The sequence below is a fragment of the Streptosporangium sp. NPDC004631 genome, assembly GCF_053601935.1.
Map to the genome: position 1 here is coordinate 1 of NZ_JBSGCR010000031.1, position 12,585 is coordinate 12,585.

The 12,585-nt window shown below is 72.0% G+C and carries 12 protein-coding genes; 10 read left to right on the plus strand and 2 right to left on the minus strand.

Annotated features, from left to right (window positions below; translation table 11 throughout):
* Nucleotides 1–1,072 precede the first annotated feature (1,072 nt).
* Nucleotides 1,073–2,464 (plus strand): glycosyltransferase family 4 protein, encoded by a 1,392-nt coding sequence (locus tag ACWEF2_RS25470; protein WP_453818863.1) that lies wholly within the window; start codon nucleotides 1,073–1,075, stop codon nucleotides 2,462–2,464.
* 25 nt (nucleotides 2,465–2,489) lie between these two features.
* On the plus strand, nucleotides 2,490–3,725 hold the full coding sequence (locus tag ACWEF2_RS25475; protein WP_453818864.1) for a serine/threonine-protein kinase: 1,236 nt from the start codon (nucleotides 2,490–2,492) through the stop codon (nucleotides 3,723–3,725).
* Here ACWEF2_RS25475 and ACWEF2_RS25480 read toward each other — a convergent pair.
* On the minus strand, nucleotides 3,695–4,141 hold the full coding sequence (locus ACWEF2_RS25480; RefSeq protein ID WP_355599932.1) for a hypothetical protein: 447 nt from the start codon (nucleotides 4,139–4,141) through the stop codon (nucleotides 3,695–3,697). The two genes, ACWEF2_RS25475 and ACWEF2_RS25480, sit on opposite strands and share 31 nt — an antisense overlap.
* A 107-nt stretch (nucleotides 4,142–4,248) precedes the next feature.
* Here ACWEF2_RS25480 and ACWEF2_RS25485 point away from each other — a divergent pair, with 107 nt between their 5' ends.
* From ACWEF2_RS25485 to ACWEF2_RS25500, 4 genes are read left to right on the plus strand one after another with little or no spacing between them, the layout of a single operon-like run.
* Nucleotides 4,249–5,028, plus strand: a complete 780-nt coding sequence (locus tag ACWEF2_RS25485; protein ID WP_453818865.1) for a hypothetical protein — start codon at nucleotides 4,249–4,251, stop codon at nucleotides 5,026–5,028.
* Between the two features lie 40 nt (nucleotides 5,029–5,068).
* Entirely contained in the window at nucleotides 5,069–6,169 is a 1,101-nt protein-coding gene (locus ACWEF2_RS25490) for a hypothetical protein (protein ID WP_453818866.1), read from the plus strand.
* Nucleotides 6,157–7,635, plus strand: a complete 1,479-nt coding sequence (locus ACWEF2_RS25495; protein ID WP_453818867.1) for a hypothetical protein — start codon at nucleotides 6,157–6,159, stop codon at nucleotides 7,633–7,635. The genes ACWEF2_RS25490 and ACWEF2_RS25495 overlap by 13 nt, the downstream gene beginning before the upstream one ends.
* A complete protein-coding gene (locus ACWEF2_RS25500) occupies nucleotides 7,632–8,954 on the plus strand; it encodes an AAA family ATPase (RefSeq protein WP_453818868.1) in 1,323 nt (440 codons plus the stop codon). Before ACWEF2_RS25495 ends, ACWEF2_RS25500 begins: the two co-directional genes overlap by 4 nt.
* A gap of 61 nt (nucleotides 8,955–9,015) precedes the next feature.
* Here ACWEF2_RS25500 and ACWEF2_RS25505 read toward each other — a convergent pair whose 3' ends face one another.
* A complete protein-coding gene (locus ACWEF2_RS25505) occupies nucleotides 9,016–9,969 on the minus strand; it encodes a GNAT family N-acetyltransferase (protein ID WP_453818869.1) in 954 nt (317 codons plus the stop codon).
* 315 nt (nucleotides 9,970–10,284) lie between these two features.
* Between ACWEF2_RS25505 and ACWEF2_RS25510 the strand changes: the two genes are divergently transcribed.
* The 4 genes from ACWEF2_RS25510 to ACWEF2_RS25525 all read left to right on the plus strand — a co-directional run bounded on the left by ACWEF2_RS25510 (nucleotide 10,285) and on the right by ACWEF2_RS25525 (nucleotide 12,447).
* Nucleotides 10,285–10,836 carry a TetR/AcrR family transcriptional regulator gene (locus ACWEF2_RS25510; protein WP_453818870.1) on the plus strand — a complete coding sequence of 184 codons (552 nt, stop codon included), beginning with the start codon at nucleotides 10,285–10,287 and terminating at the stop codon, nucleotides 10,834–10,836.
* Nucleotides 10,833–11,150: a DUF4031 domain-containing protein gene (locus tag ACWEF2_RS25515; protein WP_453818871.1), complete on the plus strand. Its 318-nt coding sequence runs from the start codon at nucleotides 10,833–10,835 to the stop codon at nucleotides 11,148–11,150. The genes ACWEF2_RS25510 and ACWEF2_RS25515 overlap by 4 nt, the downstream gene beginning before the upstream one ends.
* Nucleotides 11,151–11,182: 32 nt before the next feature.
* The gene (locus ACWEF2_RS25520; protein ID WP_453818872.1) at nucleotides 11,183–11,728 is read left to right on the plus strand and encodes a type 1 glutamine amidotransferase domain-containing protein; all 546 of its coding nucleotides are present in this window, start codon (nucleotides 11,183–11,185) and stop codon (nucleotides 11,726–11,728) included.
* Between the two features lie 194 nt (nucleotides 11,729–11,922).
* Nucleotides 11,923–12,447 carry an ATP-binding protein gene (locus ACWEF2_RS25525; protein WP_453818873.1) on the plus strand — a complete coding sequence of 175 codons (525 nt, stop codon included), beginning with the start codon at nucleotides 11,923–11,925 and terminating at the stop codon, nucleotides 12,445–12,447.
* The last annotated feature ends 138 nt before the right edge of the window (nucleotides 12,448–12,585 follow it).

The window sequence follows — 12,585 nt, forward strand, 5'->3', positions numbered from 1 at the left end:
TCCACACCACAACAGCGCGGAACAGGGGCGGGGTTGTGCATCATGCACTGGCTTTTAACACACTGTTGAGTTCTCAAGAAACGGACGCGTTCACCGGTCACCCAGCCGATCGGCCGGAGCTTCCAGGGCGTTTCGTTTGCTTCGTTGTGCCTTTATTCTTTCAGGCCCGCTTTCCCGAGTCAAATTGACGCGACCCGGCGAACCATCCTCGAATTTCGTTCCTCCGTCTCCGGAGCAACCCCTCCAATTTACTCCGACGCCCGATCCATGTCGAATCGAACCTCACCGGGACACGGAGATCCCAGTGCGGGAATTTTGGTTGGAAGGATTCCCTGGGGCCCTCGGCTACGACGCCGGTTCCACCAGGTGGGGTGAACTGTATGGACAGCGCTCCACCTCGTCAAATCAACCACCTCCGGTGGGAGGCACCCTTGCGCCCACACGCACCGCAGACTGTCGGGCTCCAGCGGATAAGACACCTCTTATGCCACGTCCGCGAGGGATGCCGGAGCATCTGAAGTCGAATACCGGGCCGGAGCCTCGGGGACCGCGAGCCCGGCGGCGACCGGCGCCCCAGGCCGGCGCGCCGGGACAGCGGACCGGGGCGGCATCGCCCGGAACCCCCTCTCCTTGGCCTCCCGCGCGGTCTTACCCCGCCCGGACGGCCCCCCGGCTCGCGTCCCGACCGCCCCGCCGTGAACCGCCGAAGCCGCTGAAAAACGCCGAGGGCCGCCGATGCCATTGTCTGCTGTTTAAGGACAATGGCATCGGCGGGTTTTCTACATTCCTTTATATCGAGCAGATCAGGGAATCCGGAAAATCCCGAGAAGGAGGTGAACCCCGGCAGGGTGTCGGCGAACCGTGAACCGGTGGTTCCCGGACTCAGTCGCAGGATCACGGGTGGCACCGGGTCTCCTGGCGGGACCTGGCGCGACGTGCGCCGGGGTGGGTGACGGGCGGCGGTGTTCACATCCCGACGGTGGGATATCCCGCGTGTTCGCGGGGCAGGGGAAGCCGGCGGGTGCGAGGCACGCCGTACGGCGGGAAACCAGTTGAGCAGGGGGCTCCGAAGTTGCCGGAAGAGAAGTCGGGGAAATCGGGAAGAAGGCCGGGGAAGAGGCGGGGCACGCTGTCGGCGAAGGCGCGTGACACGGCCGGTGACGTGGCCAGGCGCGCGGTGTTACGGCTGTTGAAGGCGGTCAACGGGAGACGGGCCCGCCGCGCGCCCGCACCGGATACCGCGACGGTCAGGATTCTGCTGCAGCACGCCTATGGGATGGGCGGCACCATCCGGACCGTGCTCAACCTCGCGGGGTATCTGGCACGCGAGCGGGATGTGGAGATCGTGTCCGTCGTCCGGGCCGCGGAGGAGCCGTTCTTCCCCATCCCGGAGGGGGTGCGGGTGTCGTTCCTGGACGACAGGACCAGGCCGCGCGGCTGGATCGCCCGGCTGCTGTCACGGCTGCCGAGTGTGCTGGTCCCGAAGCAGGAGAATGTCTACCGTTCACTCACGCTCTGGACCGACCTGCGGCTGGCCGCCTTCCTGCGGTCGCTGCGCGGCGGTGTGCTGATCTCCACCCGGCCCGGTTTCAACCTGGTCACCGCGCTGCTGGCGCCTCCGGACGTCCTGACGATCGGCCAGGAGCACGTGGCACTCGACGTCCACTCCCCCGAGGTCCGGCGGCTCATCAGGCGGCGGTACGGCAGGCTCGACGCCTTCGTCACGCTCACCCGGGCCGATCTCGACCAGTACGCCGAGGCTCTGCGTGCGGATCCGCCGCGACGGCTGCTGCGCATCCCCAATGCCGTGCCCGACCTGGCGGGAGGCGTCTCGGCGCTGGAGGAGAGGTGTGTGGTCGCCATCGGCAGGCTGGTGCACGCCAAGGGGTTCGACCGGCTGGTCACGGCGTGGGAGCACGTCGCGGCGGCGCACCCGGACTGGGTGCTGCGCGTCTACGGCGGCGGCACGGAGAAGGCCGAGCGGCGGCTTCGCGCGAGGATCGAGGATGCGGGCCTGGCCGACAGGGTGTTGCTGATGGGCAGTTCTCCGGAGATCGGCGTCGAGCTGGCCAAGTCGTCGATCTACGTGGTCAGCTCGCGTTATGAGGGCTTCGGCATGACGATCCTGGAGGCGATGAGCAAGGGGGTGCCGGTGGTGAGCTTCGACTGCCCGCACGGCCCCGGGGAGATCATTACCCACGGGCACGACGGCCTGCTCGTGCGCCCGCAGCGGCCGGCGGCTCTCGCCGAGGCCGTCTGCCGGCTGATCGAGGACCGCGAGCTGCGGGCCGGGCTCGGCCGCAACGCGGTGCGCACCGCCGCGGGATACGGCCTGGACGCCGTCGGCGCCCGGTGGGACGCGCTGCTGGCGGATCTGGTGCGAGCACGGGCCGGGGTGACGGTACCGGCCCTCCGCTCCGAGGTGGGGGCACGCGCAACCGGAATGGAGGTGAAACTCCGGTAACCTGCCGGTCGTCAGGAGGTGGCGGGTGACCGAGGCGAGTGCCTTGACGGTACCGGGCTACGAGGTGTCCGGCGTGCTCGGCCAGGGCGGTTTCGGGATCGTCTACCGGGCCAGGCAGCTGGCGGTGGAGCGCGAGGTTGCCCTCAAGGTCGACAATCGGGTGCTGGTCTCGGAGCGCGACCGGCGCCGTTTCATGCGCGAGGTCACCTCGGCCGGGGCCCTTTCCGGCCATCCGCACGTCGCCCACGTCTACGACGCCGGGGTGCTCGCCGACGGCCGGCCGTACATGGTGCTGGAGCTCTGTCCCGGCGGGTCGCTGCTGGACCGGATGCGGGCCGAGGGGCGGTTGCCGCCCGCCGAGGTGGCGGACATCGGCATCCGGATCGCGGACGCGCTGTCGGCCGCGCACGCCGCGGGGGTGCTGCACCGCGACATCAAGCCGGCCAACATCCTGATCAACCGGTACGGCAACGTGGTGCTCTCCGACTTCGGCCTGGCGACCATGCCGTCGTCGGGCGGGGAGGTCTCGGTGACCCGCGAGTCGCTGACCCCGGCCTACGCGCCGCCCGAGGCGTTCGACCTGACCGATCCGGCCGCCGCCGGGGACGTCTACTCGCTGGCGGCCACGCTCTACGCGCTGCTGTCGGGCCGGCCGCCGAGGTTCCCGGAGAGCGGGGTGGTCAACATCGCCGTCATCATGGCCCTGCACCGCCTGCCGGTCCCGGAGATCCCGGGTGTGCCGCCGGAGCTGACGGCCGTACTCCGCCAGGCCATGGCGACCGATCCGGCGCGGCGCACCCCGTCCGTGGCGGCGCTCAGGGACGCTCTCACGGATCTCCGTCTGGACCGGGGGTTCAGGCAGGTCTCCGCGCGTCCCGTCACTCCCACGCCCCACTCGGCCGCTGCCGCCCCCCTCGCTCCGCCCCCGCCGTACGGCATGCCGCCCGGTCACCTCACGGCGGGCGGGGAGGCGGGGGGCATGGAACCGGTGCGCGCGCACGCGACCTCTCCGAACCTGCGGGGGCTCGGGGAGACCCGGTCGCCGGCGAGGGCCGCCCCGGGTGTTTCCGGCCCGTCGAACACCCGGGTGTTCGTCGCGGTGGCGGTGGCCTTCGTGATCCTGCTGCTGGCGGGGGTAGGGCTGATGATCATGGAGAATCTCAGCCGGAGCCCGTCCGCCGGGCAGCGATCCGGGGCCGCCGGGGCGGCCGGGGCGACCCTGCCCGGTGGTCAGGCGGCCAGGTCCAGCGGGATGACCTGACCTGCCGTACGGCGCAGCCGGTGGTTGAGCGCGCCGGGACGGGAGACCACCACGACCTGGACGCCGACCCCGGCCAGCCGGCCCGCGAACTCGGTGAACGTGCCGTCCCCCGAGCCGATGACCACGCGTTCGAACCGGTCGGCGAGACGGTCCAGGCGGATCACCTCGATCAGGGCGTGGTCGGCTCCGTCGGGGCCCGAGCGGACCAGGAGCTGAATGCCGGCCAGGGCCAGGCCGACGGAGACCATGGCTCCGTGGTTGACCGCGGCGACGTACTGGTCCATGCCTCCGGTGGGGACCCGTTCGCGGTAGCGGCTCATCATGGTCCGGACGACTCCGGTGGCGGGACGCGCGGCTCCCACGAGGTTCTCGACGTCGAGGAGGTGAACGGCCCGTCCTTGCGATAGGTTCCGCATTAAATGCCCCTTTTGTCCGCCCATTACCACACCATAGCTCGCACTTTAATGCTGGAATTCGCTGGAATTCAAGGGAGACCGGGGGAACTCCTGTTACGCTCCGGGCCGTGAGTGAATCACTGGACGCGCTGGAGCGGCGGATAGCCGAACTCCGCGCCGAGGTGCGCCGGGCGCTCAGGGTGAGGGAGAACTCACTCGCCCGATCGCTACGCGGGGAGCTGCGCCGGGCCGAGCAGGCGTGGGACGCGGCCATCACCGCCGAGGAGCCCGCACCGCCCCCCTCCGGCCCCGGGACGTCGCTGCTGCCCATCAGGGAACAGGCGCACCAGGCGCTGGCCCTGCTGGGCGTGCCGACCTCGGCCAAGCTGATCGTGGCGGTGAACGACGCGCTCTTCTCCCGCACGCTGCGCGGCTCCCAGCTCACCAGCCTGCGCAGGGACGAGGAGCGCTCCTTCCGCAGCGACCCCTACGCCCGGCCGTACTATCTGTGCGCCGCGCTGACCGACCGGCTCTCCCCCGCCAGGGGGCTGCTGGCCGACAGCACCTGGGCGCCCGAGCGGCGGGCGCTCGGGCCGCTGAGCCCGCGCGTCGACTTCCTCACCTCGACCATGCGCATCGCCGAGCACCTGACCCGGCTGGCCGACCCCCCGCCCGGCGCGCTGCGGCTGCTGTCGCGGATGGCGCAGAACATCCCCGGCGCCGTCGAGGGTCTCGTCCCCGCCGATCCGGCGACCGCGATCCGCGCGGCCCGAGCCGAGCTGGAGGTGCACCGCGCCACCGACGCCGAGCAGCGGGCCGAGGTGGCGGAGCGGATGGGCAGCAGGCTGCCGGACGTGGAGCGGCTGTTCGGCGCCGCCGCGCTGAGCACGCTGAGAGGTGCCTGTTGAACGGCGGGCGGCACACCACCCGCACCGGCGGAGGTGTTCGGTGAACAGACTGGACGAACTGCGCGGGCCGGTGCCCGCGCGCCCGCACGACGCCCGCGCCATCGCGGCGCTGGCCGCCAACCCCGGCTGCGCCCGCCGCGCGCTGATGGACGCCGCGGGGGTGGACAAGGACCGTACGGCCCGGCACCTCGGCTTCCCCGCCCCCTTCGGCCAGTCGCAGTTCGCGATCGCCCGGGGGAACGTGTTCGAGGCGCTGGTCAAGGAGAACGGCTGCGCCGAGCTGTTGCGGCTGCTGCGCGAGCTGCTCGGGCTGCCCGTCGCCCAGGTCGGTTACCAGGACGTGGAGAGCGTCGGCTCCCACCTGCGCCACTCCCACACCCGGGCGCTGATCGACCGGGCCGCGCGGGCGGGCGAGGGGACGGCCGTCTTCTACGACCATCCGCTCCTCAGCCTGAGGATCGCCGGTCACACCTCCTACCTTGAGCCCGACGTGGTGGCCTTCCAGCTCGGTGAGCGCTTCCACATCGTGGAGATCAAGTCGTTCGCGGTGATCGACGGCCAGGCCGAGCCCGGGAAGGTCTCGGCGGCGGCCAGGCAGGCCGCGGTCTACGTGCTGGCGCTGCGCGCGCTCCTGTCCGACCTGGGGCACGACCCCGGGCGCGTCTCGCACGAGGTGCTGCTCGTCTGCCCGGAGAACTTCGCCAACCGGCCGGTGGTCACGCCGGTGGACGTGCGCAGGCAGCTGGCGGTGCTCAAACGGCAGCTCACCCGGATGACCCGGGTGGACCACCTGCTTGAGGGGCTCCCCGAGGGGCTCACCTTCGACCTGGCCCCGGACGGCGACGGCGTGCCGACCCGGCCGGCCGGGGAACTGGCCGAGGCGCTGTACCGGGTGCCCGCCCGCTACGCGCCCGACTGCCTGTCCACCTGTGACATGTGCGTGTTCTGCCGCGACGAGGCCCGCGAGGCCGGCTCCACCGACCTGCTCGGCCGCCAGGTCCGCGACCAGCTCGGCGGCGTCTCCGGCATGGCCGAGGCGCTCGGCATCGCCGAGGGCACCCTGGAGGCCGCCGAGGGCCAGGAGGAGATCGCCCGCCTGCTCCGCACGGCCGACCGGCTGCGCGAGGAGTGTCTCCGTTGAGCGCGCTGACCGCGCTGGCGCGACTGCGGGCCGTCAGGGACGGGGTCGCGCAGCCCGTCACGACCGTCCGGCACTGCCACCTCGCCCCGAACCCGATGGTGATCGTCCCGCTCGGGCTCGCCGGTGAGGCCGCCGCCCCGCTGGGGGCCGTGGTGGGCACCGACCCCGGTCATCCCCGGCTGCTCGTGGTCCCCCAGCCGCGCAACCGGGACCTGCGGTTCTCCTTCGCCGCCGAGCTGGCCGAGGTGCTGCTGCCGTACATCGAGGGGTTCGGGAAGACCACCGAGACGGTCGAGAGGAAGGGCGGCGAACCGTACGAGCGGTGCCTGGAGGCGCCGCAGATCCTGGTGCCGAACCGGCCCGCCGCGGGCTTCCTCGGGTTGCTGGGCCGCTCCACCCGGTTCCGCCGGGCCGACGGCCCCCATCCGGTGCACCCGTCGGTGCCGCTGCTCGGCCGCTGGCTGACCTATTTCGCCGACCGGTCGCAGCAGCCGGGTTCCTGCCTGCTGCTGACGGCGACCGAGGCGCTGAGCCTGCACTGGGCGACGGGTCAGAGCGGCCTGGAGGACGCCAACCTGGCGGCGCTGCTCGGATGGATCGACCCTCCGCCGGGGACGACGGGGCGGCGAGCCGCCGAGGAGGGGGAGGATCCGCTGCTCTGGCCTCCCGCCGGGCCCGCCACCGATCCGGGTTTCGACAACGAGGTGCTCGGCCCGGCGATCCGGGCCTACGAGGAGGCGCCCACCGAACGCGCCGTGGAGCGCGTCGCCCAGGCGCTGCGCACCCAGCTCGAACCGACCTGGCGGCTGATGTGGCGGGCGGCCGAGGTTCTGCGCGCCCTGCCGGAGGGGGCTCGGGTGCGCGACCGCTGGGAGACCGACCGGGGGTCGTTCACCCGGTTCGCCGAGCGGATCGCCGAGGGCGGGCCACCCCAGGCGCGCCGGGACGGCGCGGTCGGCGCCGCCGCGCGGCTGGCGGGGCTGGAGCGGGCACGGACGGGCTACGACGTGCAGCGGGCCTACGACGATCCGCTGGTCATGGCCGAGTACCGGCTGAGCGGCGAGGCGTTCGCCGGGACGGTGACCACCGCCGACCCCGGGCACACCGAGGGCGAGGGGCGCTCACGCAGGCTACGGCCGCTGATCACGGTGCGGACCGCCGACCCGGTACGGCTGGCACCGGGCACCACGGTCGGCAGCCCCGACCGGCGCGGGCACGCGGCCGAGATCGTCGGGGCCTCGGCGGGCGAGATCACATTGAAAATCGTCAAGGGGATGGGCCGGGGCAGGTCGCCGGCGCCCGGCTCGGTGCCCGAGCCGGGTGAGCGGGTCACCTACACCTCGCTGACCGACGAGTTCCAGTCCTCGGCGGCGCTCCCCGACCCCGAGCTGACGCCGTGGACCCACGGCGGGCCGCCGCAGGAGTACGTGCCCGGCGACGAGGACGCGCAGGAGGAGTGGTCGTGAGCGTTCACCCGGGCGGCGGCGTCACGCCGGGGCAGGAGGCGGCGGCGGTCGTCGACGCGGTCATGGCCGACCTGCCCCGCCACCGGGGCGTGGTGGTGGACTCGCCGCCCGGGGCGGGCAAGTCCACCCTGGTGGTCAGGGCGGCGGGGCACATCGCCGGGACCGGCGAGCCTCTGATGATCGTCGCGCAGACCAACGAGCAGGTCGACGACCTGGTGGACAGGCTGGCGGCCGGGCATCCCGACCTGACGATCGGCCGCCTGTCGGCGAGCGGCTACGTCACGCCCGGCCGCGTGCTGGCCCACTCCAACGTCTCGGTGGCGGGCAGGCTGCCCGATCTCGGCGACCCCGCCGTGGTGGTCGCCACCGCCGACAAGTGGGCCTGGGTCGGCGATCGGACCTGGCCGTGGGCGATCGTGGACGAGGCGTACCAGATGCGGTCGGACAAGCTGCTGCGCATCGCCTCGCTGTTCGAGCGGTCGCTGTTCGTGGGCGACCCCGGCCAGCTCGACCCGTTCTCGGTGGTGGACGGCGACCGCTGGGCGGGACTGTCGTGGGATCCGGTGCAGAGCGCGGTCTCGGTGCTGCTGCGGCACAACCCGGACCTGCCGGTGCACCGGCTGCCGGTGTCCTGGCGGCTGCCCGCCTCCGCGGCGCCGGTGGTCTCCGAGGCGTTCTACCCGTTCACCGCGTTCCGGTCCGGGACGGGACACGGCGACCGGTCGCTGGAGCTGACGGTGGACGGCATGCGGACCTCCTACGACCGGGCTCTGGAGGAGGCCGCCGCCTCGGGCTGGGCGCTGTACGAGCTGCCGAGCCGTCACACCGTGCGCACCGACGCCGAAGCCGTGCAGGCGGTGGCGGTGCTGGCGGTACGGCTGCTGCAGCGGGCGCCGGTGGCGCACTCCGAGCGTGGCAGCCACCGGGTGACGGCCGGCCGGATCGCCATCGGCGCCGCGCACCGCGACCAGGTCGCCGCGATCCGCGCCGCCGGGGTGCCGGAGGAGATCACGGTGGACACGGCCAACCGGCTCCAGGGGCGGGAGTACGACGTGACGATCGTGCTCCACCCGCTGTCGGGCCGCCGCGACGCCACCGCCTTCCACCTGGAGTCGGGGCGGTTGTGCGTGCTGACCTCGCGCCACCGGCACGCCTGCGTCGTGGTCGCCAGGGCCGGCATCCCCGAACTGCTGGACGCCCATCCGTCGGCCGAGCCGGTCCAGCTCGGCGTGCCGGTGAGGTTTCCCGACGGCTGGGAGGCCAACCAGGCCGTCCTGGCCCACCTCGCCAAACACCGGGTGGTCCCGGCTCCCCGGTAGGTTCGCCGGCGGTTTTACCGGCGGATCCGCCGCCGGCCGGTTTCCTCGGCGCCGGAGAGGGTCAGACCTCGCGGCGCCAGACGTCGATGGCCAGCACCTGGCGCATGCCCACCGACAGGTAGAGGTCCAGCGCGGGCGTGCTGTTGTTGGCGTCAACGTGGAGGTAGGTGCCGACCCTGCCGCGCCGGGCGTCGGCGGCGAACGCCCTGCGGAGCATGAACCGGCCGAGTCCACGCCCCCTGAACCCCGGCAGCACGGCCAGCCGGCGCACGTAGCCACAGTTCTCGTCCCCGGCGAAGGCGTTGGTCCCCAGCAGCATCGCCGCCGGTTCGCCGTCGACGCGGGCGACCGCCAGCTGTGCCCAGTCGGTGCTGGCCGAGGAGTCGAGGTCTGCGTACCACTCGTCGTACCCCACCGGGCTGAACCCGAAGTGCTCGGCGAAACCGGCCTGCTGGACGGCGTGCCCCTGACGGCGGACCTCCTCGGTGTCCCCGTGGTGGATCGAGAGGCCGGGCAGCGGATCGGGCTCCGGGACCCGCGTCCCGTGGTCGACAAGGAGCCGGATGAAGCTGGTCGCGGCCGCGAACCCCCGGGCGGAGACGATGGCGCGCTTGCCGCTGTCCTCCCGGTACAGGCCGACGTCGACCACGGCCGCGTCGTGGCCGAGCTCGGCCGCGATCCGGCCGGCCCGCTCGATCACGGTGTCCCACAGGTGACCGGTGAGTCCCGCGGCATCGGGATGCACGACCACGTCGATGTCCACGTTGTCGCCGACGCCCTTGCGGCAGGCCCAGGCCCAGCCGACCAGGCGTCCCGCCCCGTCGTGGACGACCCAGCCGTCGGCCTCCCTGTCGAAGGACGGCTCGTTCAGCTGGTCGGTGACGTCGTCCAGGGTCATGTCCGCCTTGCCGATCACCTGCGTGTCGCAGAGGGAGATCAGCTCGTGGATGTCGGCGGCGTCTTCGGTCAGGGGCCGCCGGGTGACATATCCGGCGGCGGTAGCGGTTGTTTCCATGTCGCCCAGTCTGTCCGGGGGGACTTGGATTCCACTGGGTCACGACTTGCCCGGCCCGGGACCGGGCCTCGACGTCGTCGGGCCGCTCCGCGGCACCGCGCGGCGGGATCTTCTCGACGGGGGCGGCCGGCGGCACCGTCGTGACCTCGCGCCGCCTCGCCGGCACGGCCGCGGCCTGAGTGGTCTCCACCCCCCGTCCTCCGCCGTCTTTCAGGAAATGATCTTCCTTACTGGCCGACCGGCCAGTTTCGACTATGCTGGAAGGTAGGACCACTACGTATCACCCGTCACGTTGATTTCTCGGCAGAGGGGACCATGAGGGAAAACGTCGACACCCGGACGCGTATCCAGGAGATCGCCCTGGAGCTCTTCGCCGAGCAGGGCTACGAGGCGACCTCCCTGCGTGAGATCGCGGAGGCCCTCGGCGTGACCAAGGCCGCCCTCTACTACCACTTCAAGAGCAAGGACGAGATCGTCACCAGCCTGATGGAGAACCGGCTGCACGCGGTCGAGGAGCTGATCGCCTGGGCCGCGACCCGGCCCCCCTCCGAGGAGACCCGCCGCGAGCTGCTCCGCCGCTACTCCGACGGCCTGCACCGAGGCCGGCACCACGAGGTCATGCGGTTCTTCGAGCGCAACCAGACCGCGTTGAAGAGCCACCCGGTGATGGAGAGGGTCCGCGACCAGATGTTCGACCTGCTCACCTTCCTCGTCGAGCCGGACGACCCGGCGACCACCCGGCTGCGGAACTCGATGGCCCTGTTCGCCCTGCACGCCTCCTGGTTCGTCCTCAAGGACGAGGCGATCCCCGACGACGAGCGCCGGGCCGCCGCCCTGGAGGTCGCGCTCGAACTCCTGCACCGGTGAGCGTCCTCATCGACCCGCCGAACTGGCCGGGTCCCCGCGGCCTGCTCTGGTCCCACCTGGTCAGCGACGACTCGATCGAGGAACTGCACGCCTTCGCGGCCCTGCTGGGCGTGCCGCGGCGGGCGTTCGACCGCGATCACTACGACGTTCCCGAGACCGTCCACCAACGGGCGGTCTCGCTGGGCGCGGAGCCCGTGCCCTCGCGCGAGCTCCTCGCCAGGCTCATCGCCTCGGGTCTGCGCAGGCGCAAGATTCGCCCCGGAATCGACACCTCCCACATGGATTCCCGCAGCGTGGGCATGACCGCCCCCTGACAGGCAGAGCCACACGTCAGAGAGGGAAAATCATGCTCAACGACAAGACGATCGCCTTCCTTGTCGCCCCGGAGGGGGTTGAGCAGGTCGAGCTCACCGAGCCCTGGCAGGCCGTCCAGCAGGCGGGAGGCACCCCGAGGCTGATCTCCACGCGGCCCGGTGAGATCCAGGCGTTTCACCACCTCGACAGGGCCGACCGCTTCCGGGTGGACGCGACGGTCGACGAGGTCTCCGCGGCCGACTTCGACGGGCTGGTACTGCCCGGCGGCGTCGCCAACCCGGACATCCTGCGGACCGTGCCGGGCGCCGTCCGGTTCGTGAAGGACTTCTTCGAGGCGGGCAAGCCCGTCGCGTCCATCTGCCACGGGCCCTGGATCCTGGTCGAGGCCGACGTGGTCCGCGGCCGGACGGTCACCTCCTGGCCGAGCCTCAAGACCGACCTGCGCAACGCCGGGGCGCGCTGGGAGGACAGGGAGGTCGTGGTCTGCACCTCGGGCCCCGGCACCCTGATCACCAGCCGGATGCCCGACGACCTCAAGGCGTTCGACCAGGCGGCCGTGGACGCGTTCGCGGAGTAGGCGCCCGCCGCTCCCGGTCCCTTGTCCGCTCGGGTCCCACACCGAGATCCACCGGTCCCGCGCCATGATCGACCCGATCCGTACCGTGATCATCCGATATCCGCCGGGCCCGCGTCCGGACACGACCTCCTCCCGTTCGATTAGGACGGGCCAGGCAGGGCAAGGCTCTAGAGGTCAGCTGTGAAGGAGGGACTGTGGAGGCCACGATCGCGTTGCGCCTACCGCGCGACGCCGCGAGTGTTCCCGTCATCAGGCAACTGCTGGATGCGTCGCTCCGCACGCTGGGGGTGGAACCGCAGATCCGTGAGGACATCCAGCTCATGCTCTCTGAGGCGTGTTCGAACGTGATACAGCACGCCGCCCCGAGCGACGACTACATGGTGAGTACCGAGCTTTTCCACGACCGTTGTGTGATCAAGGTGGTGGACGCGGGGAAGGGCTTCGACTTCTCCGGGGCGCGTTCGCCCTCCCCCACCTCCGAGCACGGCCGCGGCCTGCTCATCATGAAGGCCCTGGCCGACGACATCCGCTTCGTCAACCGGCACGACCTAGGTTCGATCGTCTGCCTGGAGAAGACCCTGCGCTTCGTCAAGGACGCTCCGGGACTGTCACTGCTCCTCAACGAGGAGCACGAGTTTCCGCACGACACGGGGGAGGCCGCCGGCGACGATCCGCACCTGGGCGACCACCTGCCGGTGGGGCACGTCAAGGTCAGGTAGGCCGGAGGGGCGGCGCGGGAGACGGAGGGGACGGAGGGGACGGAGGGGGCGGGGCCGGACGGGCCCGGCCGGGACCCGGCCGCCCCGCCCGTCACCACCCCGCGCCCCGGTCCGCCGGCTCCCCCGCGGCTCCGTCCA